This is a genomic window from Pirellulaceae bacterium, from assembly GCA_029243025.1.
In the GTDB taxonomy this organism is placed as follows: Bacteria; Planctomycetota; Planctomycetia; order Pirellulales; family Pirellulaceae.
Genome location: JAQWSU010000049.1, coordinates 183293 through 201153, shown reverse-complemented (window position 1 = coordinate 201153; position 17861 = coordinate 183293). Strand labels below are relative to the sequence as shown.

Genomic DNA, 17861 nt, shown 5'->3' with positions numbered 1-17861 from the left:
AAATGAGCTCGAACACACCGGTGCTTGCTGAAGCGGAGGAGAACGCAATAACGCCCGGGATCGGATTGGCTTGAGCCCGTGCTGAGAGGAATTCACTCACCAATTGAACGCCTGTGTCTCGGAAACCACCAATCGCGGATGTGGTGGCCTGATCAAATAGTCTCACGTCTCGAATGACGGAATTTGCTTCCAGATCGATCGTGCCGTCATCAAAGTCATCTACCACGATCACCGACGCGTCGGCGGAGGCCATCATGAGGCTCAGGCCAAGAAGCCAAAAGCAGGATCTTAAGTTTGGGATTTTCATCGTTGTAGCTCCTTGGTGTTGAATCGAATGGTGAGGATCGTTGGATATACCGAAAGCTAGATTCTTGCTTTCAAGTTCCACACTAAGTTCGGTGCATGTTGACTTCAAAGAAAACTTTTAGTGAATCAAATCCTTTTCGAGTGGGAAGCCGTCATAACCGGACCCCCAACTGTTGGGTACTGAAAACAACGGCGTTTCGGCAGTGTGTCGAGTGAGGTAACGGGCGCAATGCGATTGCCACTGACATGCATCGTTGCCGAACGGTTGGGGAGCTATCCTTAATCGGAATAATCGTTACCAGCCGTTCACATGCCTGCTTAAACAGTCTGATGAGTGGTCTGATAAATATTCGTAGCCACGGATTCGTCGAACATTTTATTCGCGCCGGCAAGGTGGGCGGTTGGATTGTGCTGGCGATCGGCCCCTGTTTGAAAATAGATTTTTCGTGGCGGTGAGATCATGAAAATCGGTATTACGATTCTGAGCGGACTGATACTCCAGTCGATTTTCGGTTTCTAGGCATTTCAATTGATTGCGACTTTGGAATGCAGTTGTCATTCGTCGATATTCTTCTGCGTCACGTTGCAGATAGAGGGGATTTTGAGATTTGCCGAGTTACAACAACCGGAATGTTGTCGCGGTGGATTGCATTTACGTCGAATAACTTCATGCAGGAATTAATGTTCAGATAGTGGCAGAGAGGATGACATTCTTAGGTTTGTTCTGGATGTCCTCTTGTTGTCGCTTTCTGCATGCTTAAGCTGTGGGCTTGATGGAGGACCGAGCCCGCGGAGAGACGGATGTGATGATGCCAAGGCCATATTATTTTTTGGTTGCAATCTTAATTCTTTTCCCGTGGTCGGACTCATCGACGCACGCCGAAGATGCCAAGACCCATTCAGCAGGCAAGACAGATTCTGCAAATGTGATTTGGCTCATTAGTAGCCGGCATTTGCCATCTTCGAACTGTCATAGCGTCGTCGATCCAACAACGCTGCAATTCACTCGCCTGGATGAGGCTGGAAGCACGGTTCCCGGGAATCTTTCCGAGTTTGAAGCCGATGGTGTTGGCCGCCGAACGTGCATCTATGTACACGGTAATCGTGTTTCATCGAGCTATGCTGCTTATCGCGGCTTACGTGTTTATCGAAAACTGGAGTGCCAGAAGTTTGGCTCAGAATCAATGCGATTTGTGATCTGGTCCTGGCCTTCTGACCGAGTGAAGGGGCTTGTGAGGGATGCCCGCGTCAAGGCGGCGAGGACCGATTCAGAATCCTTTTACCTGGCATCTGTCTTGGAGACCCAACCAGAAAATGAGCCGCTCAGCTTGATCGGCTTCAGTTTTGGAGGGCCCATCATCAGCGGCGCATTGCACTTGTTGGCCGGTGGAGCGATTTGCGGCTGTAGTTTGGATTTGGAAACAGCTCATCGACTGAATGCTGACGTCGTTTTGATGGCGCCCGCGATGGGAAACCGGTGGTTATCACCCAGCGGTCGATACGGCCTGGCCGCTGGCCAGATCGAACGCTTGTTACTGCTTTACAATTCTCGCGACCGTGCGTTGAAACAGTTTTGGGTCATATCGAGCCAAAGACCGGTCACGGCGCTGGGATATAGAGGCTTCGATGGTACTTGTCTCGGCGAGCTTAAAGGGCGGATACGCCAGTGTGATGTTAGTCGACAGATCGGTCGCGAGCATACAGCTAGGCTCTATCTCAACAGCGGTTATGTTTCTCGGATGATGGAGAACGGAGCGATGGGGCAGGAGTAGGTGTCCGAGTTTTCCATGAGTAGTGGACCGTGGTGTTTTTCGTCTTCGTTCGACACGCTGACGGAAAATAGGCAATCCTTCTGAGCTCATACCGCCTGGTTTCATCGGCGGTGTTCCTTGCGGGCAAGACATTCAGTCTTAGGATTGGCAGTGGATTAATTGCTGAAGGTGTTGAATGATGGTGTAAGCGAATAAAACACTTGAGCAGGTGGCGGAGACTCCCTGATTGCGCAGCCGACAAAAAAACGGCACTGCCGCTGTAGCGACAATGCCGTTTGGAAACGGTTGGATAGGAAAGTTCGATTAACGTCGACGGAAGAACCCGAGGCAAAGGCTGGCGAGGAGTGCCAGTACGGCGGTCGAAGGTTCAGGGACGACTGCAGCAGCTGGTGCGGGGCGTGCGCCCTGTTCATATCCACCATCTGAAAAAGCAGCAACGAAGTCACCTGAGTTAAATTGGCCATCTCCGTTCCAGTCGCCTTCGGACCAGACAGCGGGGTTGCCCGTTTCATATTTGGCTTTTCCAAATACGACTACGAAGTCACCGCTATTGAATTGCCCATCCAGGTCCGAATCGCCAATCCATGTGTTCTTCAAGTCATTGGCCCAAGTCTCTACGTCGCTTGAGTTGACGAGATTGTCAGCGTTGACATCGAATGCGGCATCATTGGCTCCACTAGCCGACGCGGCTGTCAAAAGATCGATGTCTTCGATGTCCAACTCGCCGTTGCCATTGAAATCGCCCAAAAGGCCAGGATCGGTTCCGCCTAGAAGCCAGTCAATAGAAGCATTGAAGAGGTTTAGACCGGCTTCATTCAGCAGGTCGAATCCAACGTCTTCGATCGGGAAGTTGACGCGGGCCGCCGGCGCAAAGAAGCCATCGCCTGCAGGGCCTAGTTCGCCCCCAGCTTCGATGGCAGTTAGAACGAGTTCCGGCCCTTCCACCTCGGTGCCATTTTCATCTTCCCAGTAGGACGCGATTTCGTCAGCGAACTCGTCGTCCAAGGCAGCGATTCGAATTAATCCAGGTGCCATTTCACCAAATTGCTGGGGTGTACGATTGATGTCCTCAAAAATCTCGTGCCTGCCAGCTGAGAGTCCACCCGCGAGCGGATGTCCTACTGCTGATTCCAAAATCATAATGTCTGTGGTTTCACGACCGGAGCCATTACGGCTTTGTTCTGACATCCGAAAGTTTCCGTCCGCAGCTCCGTGATTCCAACGGACGAGAGCTTCTTCCCATTGCAAAATGGGAAGGTCGACATCTTGGAATTTGCCGCGAGCGTCACCTGAACCGAAGGTCGAAGAGAGGACTAGCAAGTCTCGGCCCTCAGCATCGCCAGTGTTTGATTCGTTGGCTGGGAGGTATTCGACATTGTGACCCAGTACGTCTTCGAGATGCTCAAGAACAAATTGGTCGTCACCCGCGGCGGCATCAGGTTGGCCGCCAATGAAAAGAATTTCTGCTGCGATGAGCGGATGATTTGCTATGGCGAAAACTGCCAAGCCACAAGAGAGGATAATTGAATACTTTCGGTTCATCACTGGCAAACTCCCTGCATAATTGAAACTAGATGGTTAAGGAAACTAGATGGTTAAGGAAACGCACATCGAGCAATGAAATTGCGCATTGGCCGGATCGGCGAGGCCCAACTTAACGTAACCAATTGCCGATTCCAAGAAAAAAAACAGATCACCAACAAGATCGTCAGTAAAAGGTTGCCTAACTTGTTCGCGATTAAATGTTCGTGAACGCGTTGTTGTGGGATGTTAAGAAATCGAAACGGTGTTTTGGTTCACACTCCCCTCCCTTCTTACTCGTCTTCTCGGTCGGTAGCGTGAAGCGGGGCATTGTGGGAAGGGAGCTGTTCGCGAAGCTGGAAGTCAGCCACCAGCATCAGGTGGTCGCTGGCTTGGCTGTCATTCGCTTTCAATCCAAGTTGGGTGCAATCAGCGTTCGTCATACGGCCCGTGTCGAGTAAGAAGCCATTCGTGGGACGCAGTTGTTTGGCATCGTACGAGACAATATCGAGTCGTCCTGGCCAAAACGGCTCGTCAGGGCGGCCTCGCCATGTGGTTGCTGAGTTGTCACCATTCGCCAGCAGAAGACGGGGACGAAGCCCGATCGACTCCAGCAGAGCAAGCGGACGGCGTGAGCCGACAAGATTGTAGTCCCCGATGACGATGACCCCGGGGGACGTCGTTTTCGTCTTGTTGTGAGCTAATCGCAATTTCGTCAATGCGGTCGTTAAACGTTCTGCTTGTCGGACTCGGTGACGATCTTCCGGACTGTTACGGTAGCCACAGCATTTGAAGTGGACACTGCAAACGATGATCGATTTACCGCCTGGTAGGGTGATCGACGCTACTGCTCCCTGGGAAAGGTTTAGAGAGAGGGGCTTCAACGGATAATTCGTGACAATTCCACAGCCATTGGCCCAATGCTGATGGCGACCGACCAACCGGGTCGCCTGACGAAAACGACTCTCATCATTCTCTTCTTGAAAACAGTATATATTCGCATCTGCCGCCCCGATTAATCGACCGATCGGCTCGGAACGACGAGCATCGCTTAATCCTCCGCGAAGGGTATTCAGGCTCGCGACGCGAAAATCTGTGGCCTGGAGCCGATTTGTTGAATGAGGTTGCGGTGTCGATGTTTCTTCGAGTCGTATTAAAACAGGCTGGCTTAATTGGTCTGAGCCACGAAAGTCGACGGTCACTGATTCGCCTGTTGTGACCCACGCATGGCTCAAGTCAACCCGCATTTCAACCGAGTCCGAGGCAAATGTTGGCAAGCAAGCGAAGTCGATTCGTTGCCACGGAATCCGTTCGCTCGGCGCGTCGCTGTAATACGCAAAACGCTCTCGGAAATTTATGGCAAGAAAGCGGTCTGTAGGCAAGCCGAGACGTAACTCAAGAGTGCCCTCGCTTTCAGGGCCATTTTGCAGATTTAGGGTTTGTCCCAAGTCAAACCGTAGATAAAGTCTCGTTCCATCCGTCCTCGCCGCTAGGTACGAAATGTCAAAAGCAGCCGTTTGATCTCCGATGGGATCTCGAGCAATTATCTGTTGATCTGTCCAGTCGTCAAAACGACCGTCGAGAATCAAACTTTTCTCTTCAGCGATGGTCGCTTGGCCATTGGTTAATGTAAGCAGACCGAGAATCAAAGGAACGAATCGATGTGTCTTCATGTGAATTCAAGTCGGGAAGTGAGAATGAAGATAAACGCGGGTGTCGAAATGGGGTGACACTGCAACCTGCGTTTCTCATTTTAAAAGAAAAGACCGGCCAAGTCAGGCAGCTGGCCGCTGGGACTCGGTGCCATTTTCGAAGGCCGCACGGCTGAGCCTGATTGGGGGCGCGAGTGATAGGACGGGAAACAGAATCAGGCTGCAGCAAGTCGTTTTGTGAACTTGGTTTGCAGCGGCGAAGGTTAGTCGAGTTGGTGGTTCTCAGCCATTCAATGTTTGGTCTGATTTAAATTCGCCCGCGATGACCGAGTCAAGTCAGTTGACGAGCGATATGATCAGCGCCAGTAGGACCCGGTTGGGCATTGGGGCCTGCCGGATGATGTGCAATGCAAGATTGGGGGTGCTTGATCAATCGGTTGAGGGACGCTGTTCCAGAGGCATCTGCCCCAGTAAGCGTAGGTCAATGCGCGTAAGTTTGTTCGGCAAGACAAATTGGCGAATTTCCACGTGATAATCAATCAACTGTGAGCCGACATTCCAATGCATTTCTCGAATTTTTGCGATCTGGTAAGAGTTGTTTTGCAGGCGTGACTTGACTTCTACCCAGTCGCCGATGTCAATGTTCTCGCCCGGTACTTCCGTCCAGAGTGAGGGCAAAACTCGAATGGTTGTTTCGCCATATCGCAGTAGTTCATAGGGAGTGTGGGTTTCTTCCCGTCGCCATATTTGCAAGCTTGGGATCCTACTGCGTGCTGTCGAAATATCGGCGGGGTGAATCCAGGCGTTACCGTTTTCTGGCCAGCGCGGAAAATAACCGTAGCGGGGATCAAGCTTCATCGTTCGACCTGGCAGGCGATGTCTCTTGTGTGCGTGGGGCACCTTGATGAGGTATCCACAATCTTACACTCACCTCACTCGTGTTCAAGGTGAATCCGGTCTCGCTTGCAGCGATCGGGAGGCTCGCTGGAACCCGCGGGCGACGGCGGCAGGAATCCTGCGGCGATCACAAGCTTGTCGATTGTTCCACCTGCTTTTACTTGTCTTTCCGGTAAGTATCAGAGGTTGAATTGCCGAGGCGGAGCAGGGGCGAATAGGTCGTTGCGTACGACAGCAGCAGTTGCCAGTCGATTGTAGGCCAAGCGTTGGATGTTACGCATCAACATCGGTTGGCTAGGCTGCGAGTCGGTGGGAGAGCGGGCCTCGGTAGACTTGTCGGTGATGGCAATGGTCGGGCTGATCGATCAGTCTGATCTCATGGATGTTTCCCGATTTGGGTAATCGGATGCAGTCCACGGTTTTCCACGTGGCGAGTTCTACGATCCAGACGTGACTGTCTCGTGCAGTGCGTTCTTGACGTGGGCCGATAGCCGACTGACCAATAAAAAGATAATGTCCGTTCGATGCGAGGCCACGAGTCACCACATTTGGCGTGCTGCTTTGCCAGAGAACTTCGTTCCGGTCTAAGTCGACGACACTGCCACGCATGGAGTCGCAGATGACACGCTGTCCCTCGTCGGTGACCCAGATGTTATGGGCCATCTCAGCGTTTGTCTTTTCGACTCGTATGACTTCCATCTCTGGCCAAAAAAAGCGAATGAGTTCCGAGCCGCGGTCATGGTTGTGTGCGATTACGTGCAATTGATCGCGGTGTAAGAAAAGCGAATTGAAATGTCTTCCGCACAGGTCTTGTTTTCCCTTGCGGTCCCAGCGGACGTCGTCGATCCAGTAATGGTGATAAAACCAGTCGTCAGTCCGAAAGACGGTGATGCTGTTGCGACCTGTGTTCGTCGCGATGAGTCGATCGTCGACGGACAAAATTTGGTGGGCTTGCGAAAGCACCGACGGGCCTCGCTGTCTGCCATGGGAGACCCATCCACATTCACTGTCGATGTAAGATTCAAGTGATTGCAGGTTCGAATTGTCGATGCCACTGTGACCTAGAATTAAATTTTGGCCGTCTTGATCCCAAGTGATGCCATAGTATTCTGGGCGGTGCGACTCGATAACGTAAGAGGTTGCCGTCTGGGTGTCGACCAGCAAAAGTTTACGCGGGCAGGCAATTAGCAAGTTCATCGTGAGGTGTTTTTCAAGGTACGGGTCGGACAAGATCGTTGTTGATTCGATGCACGGAAGGCCATTAATGCCTTAGTCTGTACTCAACTTTGCGTCCGTCCGTCAACCTCAGTCTGTGCGACGTGCCTGCGATCCAAATTGAAAGTCACTGTGGGGTCTGAAGCGACTTGGTGGGGTCATGAGTCAATGCGATGACTGAAATGCCCCGCATTGACGGCGATTTCAAGCGTGGCTGTGCGTTCTAGCTGGATGTCAGTTCTGATTCTGCGTCATCGTAGATCTTGTCGATGACTTCTTGAATCAGTAGTTGGTGACTCGGTTCGGTGATTCTCCCAACCTGCCGGCTGCAATGGTTTTGCATTTCGGTCAAGATTTCATCGCACTTTGCGACCGTTTCTTGGGCGTCGTCCTCCCCCCCATTCGCTTCAAGTATCTCGTCGCGGTGTTTGGCGATGGCGACGATGATGTTGCTGAGTGTTCGCATCGTGGCCACGCGGTAGCTCACAGCACGCCATTGGGTGAGGTTGTTGTCGGTGATCGTTTCATCGGCGAAATTGTCCGGCGATTCTTGGATCATTGCGCGGATATATTTTTCGACTAGAATTTCTTTGAGACTGCTTTTGAATATAGCTGGGACGACACCATACCAGCGGTTGGCGATCGCCATGTCAAAGATCGCTTGGGCTTCCGCGTTCTCGTAGTTCATGCTCGTTGCCTTCAAGGGTATAGGAAGAGGGACCTGTAGTTAGGACGCGACGATTGCAAGGAAAGTCCGCCAATCAACGGCTAAATACGCGTTCGTCCGCCGATGGGTTGCGTCGCTCGAACTAGCGGGGTGGTGGCGCGGTAGGTGGCATGGGGAATCTGCGAGAGAAGCGTTGAGTTGAGGTCGGCACTGCGGGGATCTTGGTGATTTGGCCAAGGCAGTCCACGATCGGGGCGAGGCCGGCTATTGGGAAGAACAGCTGCCGAATTCGGACCGAGGACCGACTCGGGAGCGGTTTCCCATCTCGCCCGCTCTCGCTCAGCGGTGTATTGAGCCGAGCGGGCGTTTCCGAACGCGAACAGATGTTTTTTAGAGCCTGCCCGTTGTAAAGTGTTGTTCGAGGTGGCTTGATCGAACGGTGCGTCTAGGAGCGATTCGTTACCTCGACCGGGGCAGGTTGAGTCGCGGCAAAGTGGCGACTGTCTTCAATCCAATCCTCACGGTTGTAGCTGAGAATCGACGTATCTGTTTCTCGCAGCTCGATTTTTTGCAGACGGAAACCGAGATCGGTGATTTCACTGAACAGTTTGTGTGCGAGATTTTCGAGACTGGTGGGCCGTTCGAACGTTTTCAATCGCAGCGACTCCCCCGTTCGTCGGTTGTGATCCGTGAGCGTCTCGTACAGAGTATCGTGCACGTTAACAAGCATCGCGTGATCATACTGTGATTTCAACAACGGCTCGACCTTTGAGTCGAAGTCGGAGAAGAGCGTCGTGATTGAACCCGTTCGCTCAACCTCGAAAAAACATCGTAGGCCATAGCGGTGGCCGTGCAGGTTGCTGCATTTATCCTGCAATTCCTCGTTGCGATGCGCCGCGTAAAACTTGTAATCTTTTTGGATGATCATCGTGTGCAAACCCCAGATGTTTATTTGTGGATCAGTGACATGACTTCCGCTCGACTCGAGGGATTTGTTTTGAACACTCCGCGCAGGGCGCTTGTTACCGTCAGGCTGCCCGGCTTGCGGATGCCACGCATTGACATGCAAGAGTGTTCGGCTTCGACCACGACAGCCGCGCCGGCAGTTTGCAGCTCCTTCTCAACGAGGTCAGCGATGGTCTGGGTCATTCTCTCCTGTACCTGAGGCTGTCTGGCGACTTCATCCACAACGCGAGCCAACTTGCTGAGTCCCGTGACTCTTCCTTCCGGGATGTAGGCCACGTGGGCGACTCCATTGAAAGGAAGCAAGTGGTGTTCGCACATGCTGTTAAAACTAATGTCCCGCACCAACACCATTTCGTTATAAGTTTCAGGGAACGTTACCTGAAGGTGCCGTGCGGGATCGGTTCGCAAGCCGATAAACATCTCCTCGTACATTTTCGCGACTCGCCGGGGAGTATCTTTTAAACCGGGACGGTCGGGGTTTTCACCCACGGCTTTGAGGATGGTCCGCACCGCACCCTTGATGGCATCGAGGTCTACCTCGGATGGGCAGTTGGACGGCGTTTGGGTTTCGCAGGTCGAAGTCGGCATTTCCAGGCCAGCGTACATCTTTCTTCTCCGGTGTCTCGACGCGTCATTAGGGGGAGTTATCGGCCGCGCGACAATTGGCCATGGATTTCTAACGCAAGTCGTGTAAATGCCAACCCCGAAAAGCGTCGCAGGTGGCAAGAAAATGTCACAAACTGTGTGGGCGGTCGATGCGTTCTCGGCGGACGAGCCAAGCGGGATTATCAATGCCCGAATAAAGATGAGAACCGGATGGAGGGAAGTTCATGTTTTCTGGCCCGCCCCCTTGATCGAATCATAAATTTTCGGCAGCAAGCAATCCCGGGCCATTCTCTCGATCACGGTTTCCCGTTCGAAATTCTGATTCAGCGTGATGCGACAAAAGAAGTGGTGATGTGGAGTCCTTCGCGGAGGGCAGCCTGCGACAAAATGTCGCGTGTTCGCGTCATTATGCGACGATTTGACGCGGTCATGAGCGAGAGTCGGTCTTCTAACATGAAAGTGAGAAGAAAACGTCGACTTGTTGGTTACGGGCGCGTTTTCGACAGCGGTTATTCACAAAGAGAATTTTGAAACCAAGAAGTGTGTGAGACCATGCGATTTCAGTTTCCCGTTTGGCTAAATCGATTCATCCCCATCTCGTTGGGGATCTCTTCCGTGGCTTTGTGCTACGTCGTCGTAGTCGTCGCATACGGAACTTCGCCGCAAACGATCAACGTGGGATATTCTCCAAAGCAACCAGTAGCATTCAGCCATAAGTTACATGTCGGGAATCTGGGTATGGATTGTCGTTATTGTCATCAGACCGTCGACCAAGCAGCCCACGCCGCAATTCCCGCTACTCAGACCTGTGTGAACTGTCACAGTGCGACAAACCCGGATGGATCCGTTGCCAACTCCGCTGTTCATGCTGATAGTCCGAAACTGCTTCCGGTTCGTCAAAGCCAAGCCTCGGGAAAACCCATCGAATGGGAACGAGTTCACGACTTACCTGACTATGTCTATTTCAACCACAGCGCTCACGTCACTCGTGGAGTTAGTTGTGTGAGTTGCCACGGTCGAGTCGACAAAATGGATCGTGTGTATCAAGCCGAACCTCTGTCGATGGCGTGGTGCCTGGACTGTCATCGGAATCCCGATCCTCACCTACGACCTCCTGAATTGGTTACTCAGATGGATTGGCAGCCGCCCGAGCCAGCCGAAGTGGTAGGGGCTCGCGTTCGTAAGAATTTAAATCTTCAACCCTCAACAAACTGTTCAACGTGTCATCGATGAAAAAAACGACTGGAAAGAGTTATTGGCGGAGCCTTGATGAACTCCAAGATACGCCTCAGTTTCGCGAGTTTGTTGAGCGTGAATTTCCAACGGCCGCTTCCGAGCTGCCGGATGGCTTGTCTCGACGACGTTGGATGCAGCTGATGGGTGCCTCCTTTGCCTTGGGTGGCCTGGCCGGTTGCCGATGGGAGGCTGAAAAAATTGCGCCATTTGCTGTCAGGCCCGAACATCGGATACCCGGAAAAGCTGAGAAGTTTGCTACGACCGTTGAAATCGCTGGTGTGCCGCGACATCTGTTAGTCACCTCATACGACGGACGCCCCGTCAAGGTTGAGGGCAACGTAGACCATCCACATTGTCAGGGCGGCACAGATTCGTTTGCGCAGGCCTCGATTTTGGGACTGTATGACCCCGACCGAAGCGATTCGTTGCTGCAGCAGCAGGGCCGGCAGGTATATAAACGAAGTTGGGTTGACTTCGAGCGGTTTCTCAGTCCCCTGCTCGACCAACATCAACAAGAAGGAGGTTCGCGACTCGGCTTTTTGTTCGAGCCCACATCGTCGCGTGCTTTCGGGGCGATGCGATCTAGGATTTCGAAGCGTTTTCCGGCAGCGAGATCGTTCAGCGACTCTCCCTTCGGTCGAGTCAACGAAACTCTTGGTTCCGAATTGGCGTTTGAGCAACCTCGTCGAACGGTCTATCGGCTCGACCGAGCTAACGTCATTGCTTGCTTCGACGCCGATCTGCTTGGGGAGGACGCTGACTCAGTCTACCTGTCGGCTGATTTTGCATCGCGACGAAATCCAGCAGGTTCCATGAATCGGTTGTATGCGGTGGAGAGTCAGTTTTCCACAACGGGTGTTGCTGCTGATCATCGCCTACCGATGAGATCGTCTGAGATCGGTGAATTGCTGGTGATGTTGGAGTGCCGGGTGCGTCGGATCTTATCAGTCGGCGTCGAGTCGAGCAAGCCAGCATCGTTCGCGGACCCGGAACACGCTGAGAAATTTGTGGATGCACTCGCCTATGATCTGGTGAAAAATCTTGGCGCATCCTTGATTGCAGTTGGTGCAAGGCAACCCGCCGAAGTTCACGCTTTAGCACACACTCTCAATCATCTTCTGGGCAGCTTCGGCAAGACGCTTGACCTGGTGGAGGATCCTCTCGCTATGCCGGGCGTTGGGACAATTTCTGAACTCGTCCAACGAATGTCCGAGGGTCAGGTCGACACGTTGTTTATTTTGGGAGGGAATCCGGTTTATGACGCCCCTGGTGATCTGAGATTTGCGCAGGCGTTGTCTTTGGTAAAAAACTCGGTGCACCTGAGTCTCTACCGGGATGAGACGTCGCGTGAGTGCGAGTGGCACCTGCCTCAGGCACACGCGTTTGAGAGTTGGGGTGATTCGTGCGCTTGGGATGGTACTGCCAGTGTTTCGCAACCTTTGATTTCGCCATTGCTGGATGGTAAGTCACCGATGGAGATATTAGCCGCCGCGTGTGGTGATCGTCGGGACTCGCAGGAAATCGTCTACTCAGCACTTTCGGATTTGAAGGGCGGGTTGAGTCGTGCCGCTTGGCTGAAGACCTTGCACGACGGTTTTTTGGCCGATTCCGCCTATCAGTCCCTTCCAGTGGGCTCTGAGGACGACCTTCATCGAGAAGAGGTCTTACGACGTATGTCGGAGCAACCACGGATGGATTCCGACACGCTTGAATTGGTGTTTACTCGGAGTGAATCCGTTCTCGATGGGCGATTCGCAAACAATGGGTGGTTGCAGGAAACCCCAGCTTTCTTGACGAAGCTTACGTGGGACAATGCCGCGATCATCAGCCCCGCAACCGCCCAGGAGAATGGGGTGGAACATGGAGCGATGATTCGTCTGAAGCTTGATTCAGGGGAAGTTGAACTGCCAGCGTTTGTGTTGCCTGGTCAGGCTAAGAACTCAATTGGTGTTGCGGTTGGATACGGGCGAACTGCCGCCGGACATGTGGGAGGCAGTCGCGAAGAAGAGGTGAGTCCCGTCGGTATCGATGTTTACCCGGTTCGCGAATCTGCTCAACTGGGTTTCGCGAACGGGGTGGAAATCGAATCGACGAACCGCCACTGCGATTTGGCGACAACCCAGGATCACCATTCGATCGACACAGTTGGGTTTCAAGAGACCGGTCGCCGCGTTGGTGAACTCGTTCGGGAGTCGACTCTAGCGGAATATCGCAAGGATCCTGCTGCGGCGAATCATGGCGACCACCACAACCCGCTGGAGTCCTTATGGACCGAAAAGTCATATGAAGACCATGCTTGGGGTATGGCAATCGATCTTAATAAGTGTGTCGGCTGCAACGCGTGCCTCGTCGCATGTCAGGCCGAGAACAATGTTCCGATTGTGGGGAAGGATCAGGTTGCCAAAGGTCGAGAGATGCATTGGCTTCGCGTCGATCGATATTTTGTGGGTGACGTGGATCAGCCGCAAGTCGCGACCCAGCCTGTTGCTTGTCATCATTGCGAAAATGCGCCCTGCGAGCAGGTCTGTCCTGTGGCGGCGACTGTCCACAGTGATGAGGGTCTGAACGACATGGTTTACAACCGTTGTATCGGAACTCGTTACTGTGCGAATAACTGTCCTTACAAGGTCAGACGGTTTAATTTTTTTGATAACAACAAGGGATTGGAAGAGCCAAACCGACAACTCGCTCAACTGGTGATCAATCCCGAAGTAACGGTTCGGAGTCGAGGCGTGATGGAGAAGTGTACCTACTGTGTGCAGCGCATTCAGAAGGTCAAGATCGATGCGAAAAATGATCAACGCCCGATTCGCGACGGGGAGATCGTAACCGCTTGTCAGCAGGCATGTCCTAGTCATGCAATTGAGTTTGGTGATCTCAATGATTCGCAGAGTCGGGTGGCAAAAGCCCATCATGATCCTCGTGCATACGGCATGCTTGAGGAGTTGAACGTGAAGCCCCGCACCAAATATTTAGCAAAAGTCCGAAATCCAAATCCCGCTCTTGTCGTTTTCGAGAAGTCCCGTCGCACTACGCATGGAAGTCACCATGACCACAGCTAGTCTAAATTCAATCGATCGTGATGACGCACAGGGCTGCAACTCGTTTCCTGACGGGCAGCAGTATCGCTCGATTACCGATCGGATTTGTGGGATTGTTGAAAAACCAAAGCCTCCGAGGGCTTGGTATGTTGCTTTTGCAATTTCATCTTCACTGACCGTGATGTTGTTCGCTCTGATTGGCCTCGTGATTGCTCGAGGTGTGGGAGAGTGGGGGAATAATGCTCCCGTCTTTTGGGCCTGGCCTATCGTGAACTTCGTTTTTTGGGTCGGGATCGGACATGCGGGAACGTTGATATCGGCCATTCTGTTTTTGTTTCGACAAAATTGGCGGACGAGTATCAATCGATTCGCGGAGGCGATGACAATCTTTGCCGTGATGTGTGCAGGAATCTTTCCGGCCATCCATGTTGGCCGGGTTTGGTTCGTCTATTGGCTCGCCCCTTATCCCAGTCAGCATCTTGCGATGTGGCCAAATTTTCGCAGTCCGTTGTTGTGGGACGTATTTGCCGTTTCGACGTACGCCACGGTCTCGTTGTTGTTCTGGTACATGGGGATGATTCCCGACCTTGCAACGCTGCGAGACAGAGCTTCATCGCGATTGCGTCAAATTGTCTACGGAGTGGCTGCCCTTGGTTGGACGGGGTCCGCCAGACAGTGGAGCCAGTACGAGAAAGCCTATGTGCTGTTAGCTGCGCTCGCTACACCCCTCGTGCTGAGTGTGCACACCATCGTCAGTTTTGACTTTGCAGTCTCTCAGCTTCCTGGCTGGCATACCACGATTTTTCCTCCGTACTTTGTTGCCGGCGCTGTTTTTAGCGGCTTTGCGATGGTCGTAACGTTAATGGTACCTGCGAGAGCGTTTTTCGGTCTTAAAGATCTTGTGACGATGAAGCATCTGGAGAACATGACCAAGATCATTCTCGCAACAGGCACGATGGTTGGTTTTGCGTACGCGGTTGAGTTCTTTGTCGCGTGGTATGGGGGTAACCGCTACGAACAATTTGCCTTTATTAATCGAGCCTTCGGTCCTTATGCCTGGGCCTACTGGACAATGGTGACCTGTAACGTCCTCTCACCGCAATTGTTTTGGTTTAAGAAATTTCGCACGACGCCCTGGCTGATGGTCGTGGTGTGCGTGTTCGTGAATATCGGGATGTGGTTCGAGCGATTCGTCATTACGGTAACTTCGTTGAGTCGCGATTTTCTTCCGTCCAGCTGGGGATACTTTGTCCCCACGCCAATCGATGTGTTGATGTTTGTGGGCAGCTTCGGGTTGTTCTTCACGCTTTTCTTGCTTTTCTGTCGTTATCTCCCGATCGTCGCGATGTCTGAGGTGAAGGCCGTTTTACCGACTGCCGAATCGGACGGAACACCGGCCGATCTCAAGCGTCTGTCCACGCCAAGTGACGACCGCAGTGAGCCGGCGTTTGCCGGACAAGGGGCCTGAAAATGAATCACATACGCGAGGACAGCAAGATTCAGCCGCAGGGTCTGTTAGCCAGATTTCGAAATCAAACGGAGCTGTTGGCGGCTGCCAGAGAACTACGCCGGAACGGTTTGGTTCGGATGGAGGCTTTTTCCCCATTCCCGGTTCATGGGATTGATCAGGCGTTGGGGATTCCGCGATCGCGACTGCCCTATTTAGTGTTGTGGGTAGGCATGACTGCCGGCGTGGTGGCGTTGGGTTTTCAATACTGGACCAATGCGGTGGACTATCCGTTTGTGGTCAGTGGCAAGCCCTTGTTTAGTCTTCCCGCCAACATTCCAGTTGCATTCGAGGTGATTATTCTTGCAGCAGCCTTCGCGGCATTCTTTGGCATGTTGGCTCTCAATGGATTACCGCAGCTTGCAAATCCCCTGTTTCGGAGTAAGTCATTTCTTCAGGTAACGGATGACGGTTTCTTTCTGTTTGTTGACTCCTCGGACGAATTGTACGACCGAAAAAGGACGACCGCTGTGTTGAGGGGCGTCAGTGCTTCGCGTGTTGAGGAGCTTGAAGGGGTCGCGGAGTCCTCGCGTACGCCGAGCGGAATTGTCCTGGTGGGAATCGTTGCAGTGTCCCTCGCATTGTTACCGCCTGCTGTGATCGCGAGTGTTCGTTCGACCACCTCGGAGAAACCGCGGCTCCACACCTTTTTCGATATGGATTTTCAACCGAAATTCAAGTCTCAAGCAGCGACAACGCTTTTCACAGATGGTCGTGCTAGTCGGCCACGGGTAGAGGGCACTGTTTCAAGGCGGCCATCTCCGTTGAGTGCCGAGTTTGAGCTTGGTACGACCGAAGCCGGTATACCTTCCAATGTCTTGTCGACGACGGATGATGCCGGTAGCGGTCCAGGGCCCCACTCTAATTGGGTTGCTCGGATCCCTATGAAGATAACACCCGAACTGATGGATCGTGGCAGAGAGAGATTCAACATCCATTGTGCCGTCTGCCATGGTAGGGCGGGATTTGGAAACGGGCTTGCGTCGCAGAGGGCTTTGGAGTTGGAGCAAGGGACATGGGTTCCTCCTACGTCGATTCATGCAGATTACATTCGCGAAATGCCGGACGGTCAAATCTATAACACGATCACCAACGGCGTTCGAAAGATGCCTGCCTATGGCCATCAGATTCCCCCCAGCGATCGCTGGGCGATCGTGCTTTACCTTCGGGCTCTGCAAAGAAGCCAGCGAGCCTCGTTACAGGATGTTCCCGAGTCATTTCGGGCGACTTTGAGAGAGATGAAGTAGGACTACCGAAGATGACGATAGATCATATGTTTTCCGAAAAGAAAATTTCGACAATTGACCGGCATTGGCCGCTTCGCCTTTCGTTACTGGGTCTCGGTGGTCTGGTGATGGCCGGATTACTAAGTCTTGTCGACGCGAATAGTTTCTCGCGCTTGTCGCATGCCTACCTGCTGAACTTTGCGTTTTTCTTGAGTGTGAGCCTGGGCTCGCTTTTCTTTGTAATGCTCCAGCACCTCACGGGTGCCCGTTGGAGTGTTGTTGTTCGTAGGATCGCCGAGATCCTGGCCAGCCCGCTTCCCGTGTTGGGGCTGCTTTGTTTACCGATTGTCATTCCGCTTCTGTTTGGAAGTAACGCCCTCTACACCTGGAATGATCCGGCAGTCAGAGCTTCCGATTTGTTGATTCAAGGCAAATCTGGATACCTCAACGCTCCGTTCTTCATGATTCGATGCTTGGGCTATTTTTTGGTCTGGGGCCTCTTGTGCCGAGTCTTCGTTGGTTATTCGATGGCACAGGATAAAACGGCCGATCCGGAGATTTCTGGCCGATTGAGGCAGCTGAGTGGCCCCGGCATGATTGCTTTCGCTTTGACCGTGAACTTTGCCGCTTTTGACTTGTTGATGTCATTGGACGCTCACTGGTTCAGTACCATTTTTGGCATCTACTTCTTCGCCGGGTGTGCGGTGTCGGTGTTTGCTGCGCTTCCACTGGCGGTTGTCGGATTCCAGTATTTCGGATTGTTGAAGGGGCAGGTCAGCACCGAGCATCTACACGATTTGGCGAAGCTGTTATTTGGTTTCGTGTTTTTCTGGGCTTACATCGCTTTTTCACAGTACATCCTGATTTGGTACGCAAATATCCCAGAAGAGACGATGTGGTATCTGGTACGTCAGGAAAACGGATGGCTCTACATCAGCCTGCTTTTAATTGTCGGCCATTTCTTGCTGCCGTTTTTCGGTCTGATGTCTCGTTCATCACGACGAAGTCGACGGGTGCTCGTCGGATGGTGCGTCTTCTTGCTTGTGATGCAATGGGTGGATCTCTTGTGGCTCGTGATGCCTAGTTTCTCGACCACTTTTATTCCCGTGGGAGTTGTTGAATTATTTTGTTTCGTGGGTGTTGGTTCGATTTGGTTGTCCTGTGTGTTGAAGCTTGCCGCAAATACACATCTTGTGCCCACGGGCGATCCGCATTTGAGTGAATCTCTATCCTTTCACAATGTTTGAGG

The 17861-nt window shown here is 52.6% G+C and carries 14 protein-coding genes; 6 read left to right on the top strand and 8 right to left on the bottom strand.

What is annotated here, in order from left to right; all coding sequences use genetic code 11:
• Positions 1 to 307 (bottom strand): hypothetical protein (locus P8N76_24485; protein MDG2384850.1); only part of this gene is annotated, 307 nt, incomplete at its 3' end.
• Positions 308 to 1112: 805 nt separating this feature from the next.
• On the opposite strand from P8N76_24485, the gene P8N76_24480 reads away from it, so the two are divergent.
• Positions 1113 to 2078, top strand: coding sequence for an alpha/beta hydrolase (locus P8N76_24480; GenBank protein ID MDG2384849.1), 966 nt, complete (start codon positions 1113 to 1115; stop codon positions 2076 to 2078).
• 303 nt (positions 2079 to 2381) lie between these two features.
• On the opposite strand, the gene P8N76_24475 is transcribed toward P8N76_24480, so the two are convergent.
• From P8N76_24475 to folE, 7 genes are all read right to left on the bottom strand, one after another.
• The gene (locus P8N76_24475; GenBank protein MDG2384848.1) at positions 2382 to 3620 is read right to left on the bottom strand and encodes a hypothetical protein; all 1239 of its coding nucleotides are present in this window, start codon (positions 3618 to 3620) and stop codon (positions 2382 to 2384) included.
• A 272-nt stretch (positions 3621 to 3892) separates the two neighbouring features.
• Complete coding sequence (locus P8N76_24470) at positions 3893 to 5272, bottom strand: endonuclease/exonuclease/phosphatase family protein (GenBank protein ID MDG2384847.1); 1380 nt, start codon at positions 5270 to 5272, stop codon at positions 3893 to 3895.
• A gap of 408 nt (positions 5273 to 5680) precedes the next feature.
• On the bottom strand, positions 5681 to 6109 hold the full coding sequence (locus P8N76_24465; protein ID MDG2384846.1) for a hypothetical protein: 429 nt from the start codon (positions 6107 to 6109) through the stop codon (positions 5681 to 5683).
• Positions 6110 to 6442: 333 nt separating this feature from the next.
• A complete protein-coding gene (locus P8N76_24460) occupies positions 6443 to 7345 on the bottom strand; it encodes a hypothetical protein (protein MDG2384845.1) in 903 nt (300 codons plus the stop codon).
• A gap of 241 nt (positions 7346 to 7586) precedes the next feature.
• On the bottom strand, positions 7587 to 8051 hold the full coding sequence (locus tag P8N76_24455; GenBank protein ID MDG2384844.1) for a hypothetical protein: 465 nt from the start codon (positions 8049 to 8051) through the stop codon (positions 7587 to 7589).
• A gap of 424 nt (positions 8052 to 8475) precedes the next feature.
• On the bottom strand, positions 8476 to 8958 hold the full coding sequence (locus P8N76_24450; protein ID MDG2384843.1) for a 6-carboxytetrahydropterin synthase: 483 nt from the start codon (positions 8956 to 8958) through the stop codon (positions 8476 to 8478).
• Between the two features lie 20 nt (positions 8959 to 8978).
• A complete protein-coding gene (folE, locus tag P8N76_24445; protein ID MDG2384842.1) occupies positions 8979 to 9602 on the bottom strand; it encodes a GTP cyclohydrolase I FolE in 624 nt (207 codons plus the stop codon).
• A gap of 552 nt (positions 9603 to 10154) precedes the next feature.
• Between folE and P8N76_24440 the strand changes: the two genes are divergently transcribed.
• Genes P8N76_24440 through P8N76_24420 form a run of 5 tightly spaced genes read left to right on the top strand, consistent with a single transcriptional unit; the run spans position 10155 to position 17859 of the window.
• Positions 10155 to 10835, top strand: a complete 681-nt coding sequence (locus P8N76_24440; protein ID MDG2384841.1) for a cytochrome c3 family protein — start codon at positions 10155 to 10157, stop codon at positions 10833 to 10835.
• Positions 10832 to 13900 carry a TAT-variant-translocated molybdopterin oxidoreductase gene (locus tag P8N76_24435; GenBank protein MDG2384840.1) on the top strand — a complete coding sequence of 1023 codons (3069 nt, stop codon included), beginning with the start codon at positions 10832 to 10834 and terminating at the stop codon, positions 13898 to 13900. Before P8N76_24440 ends, P8N76_24435 begins: the two co-directional genes overlap by 4 nt.
• Positions 13887 to 15347 (top strand): polysulfide reductase NrfD, encoded by a 1461-nt coding sequence (gene nrfD, locus P8N76_24430; protein ID MDG2384839.1) that lies wholly within the window; start codon positions 13887 to 13889, stop codon positions 15345 to 15347. Before P8N76_24435 ends, nrfD begins: the two co-directional genes overlap by 14 nt.
• A gap of 2 nt (positions 15348 to 15349) precedes the next feature.
• Positions 15350 to 16633 carry a DUF3341 domain-containing protein gene (locus P8N76_24425; GenBank protein MDG2384838.1) on the top strand — a complete coding sequence of 428 codons (1284 nt, stop codon included), beginning with the start codon at positions 15350 to 15352 and terminating at the stop codon, positions 16631 to 16633.
• 11 nt (positions 16634 to 16644) lie between these two features.
• Positions 16645 to 17859, top strand: coding sequence for a quinol:cytochrome C oxidoreductase (locus P8N76_24420; protein MDG2384837.1), 1215 nt, complete (start codon positions 16645 to 16647; stop codon positions 17857 to 17859).
• The last annotated feature ends 2 nt before the right edge of the window (positions 17860 to 17861 follow it).

Excerpts from the sequence above, each read along its gene's own strand:
- P8N76_24480 (MDG2384849.1), top strand. The coding sequence starts at position 1,113 with ATGATGCCAAGGCCATATTATTTTTTGGTTGCAATCTTAATTCTTTTC.
- P8N76_24475 (MDG2384848.1), bottom strand. The coding sequence starts at position 3,620 with ATGAACCGAAAGTATTCAATTATCCTCTCTTGTGGCTTGGCAGTTTTC.
- P8N76_24470 (MDG2384847.1), bottom strand. The coding sequence starts at position 5,272 with ATGAAGACACATCGATTCGTTCCTTTGATTCTCGGTCTGCTTACATTA.
- P8N76_24465 (MDG2384846.1), bottom strand. The coding sequence starts at position 6,109 with ATGAAGCTTGATCCCCGCTACGGTTATTTTCCGCGCTGGCCAGAAAAC.
- P8N76_24460 (MDG2384845.1), bottom strand. The coding sequence starts at position 7,345 with ATGAACTTGCTAATTGCCTGCCCGCGTAAACTTTTGCTGGTCGACACC.
- P8N76_24455 (MDG2384844.1), bottom strand. The coding sequence starts at position 8,051 with ATGAACTACGAGAACGCGGAAGCCCAAGCGATCTTTGACATGGCGATC.
- P8N76_24450 (MDG2384843.1), bottom strand. The coding sequence starts at position 8,958 with ATGATCATCCAAAAAGATTACAAGTTTTACGCGGCGCATCGCAACGAG.
- folE (MDG2384842.1), bottom strand. The coding sequence starts at position 9,602 with ATGTACGCTGGCCTGGAAATGCCGACTTCGACCTGCGAAACCCAAACG.
- P8N76_24440 (MDG2384841.1), top strand. The coding sequence starts at position 10,155 with ATGCGATTTCAGTTTCCCGTTTGGCTAAATCGATTCATCCCCATCTCG.
- P8N76_24435 (MDG2384840.1), top strand. The coding sequence starts at position 10,832 with ATGAAAAAAACGACTGGAAAGAGTTATTGGCGGAGCCTTGATGAACTC.
- nrfD (MDG2384839.1), top strand. The coding sequence starts at position 13,887 with ATGACCACAGCTAGTCTAAATTCAATCGATCGTGATGACGCACAGGGC.
- P8N76_24425 (MDG2384838.1), top strand. The coding sequence starts at position 15,350 with ATGAATCACATACGCGAGGACAGCAAGATTCAGCCGCAGGGTCTGTTA.
- P8N76_24420 (MDG2384837.1), top strand. The coding sequence starts at position 16,645 with ATGACGATAGATCATATGTTTTCCGAAAAGAAAATTTCGACAATTGAC.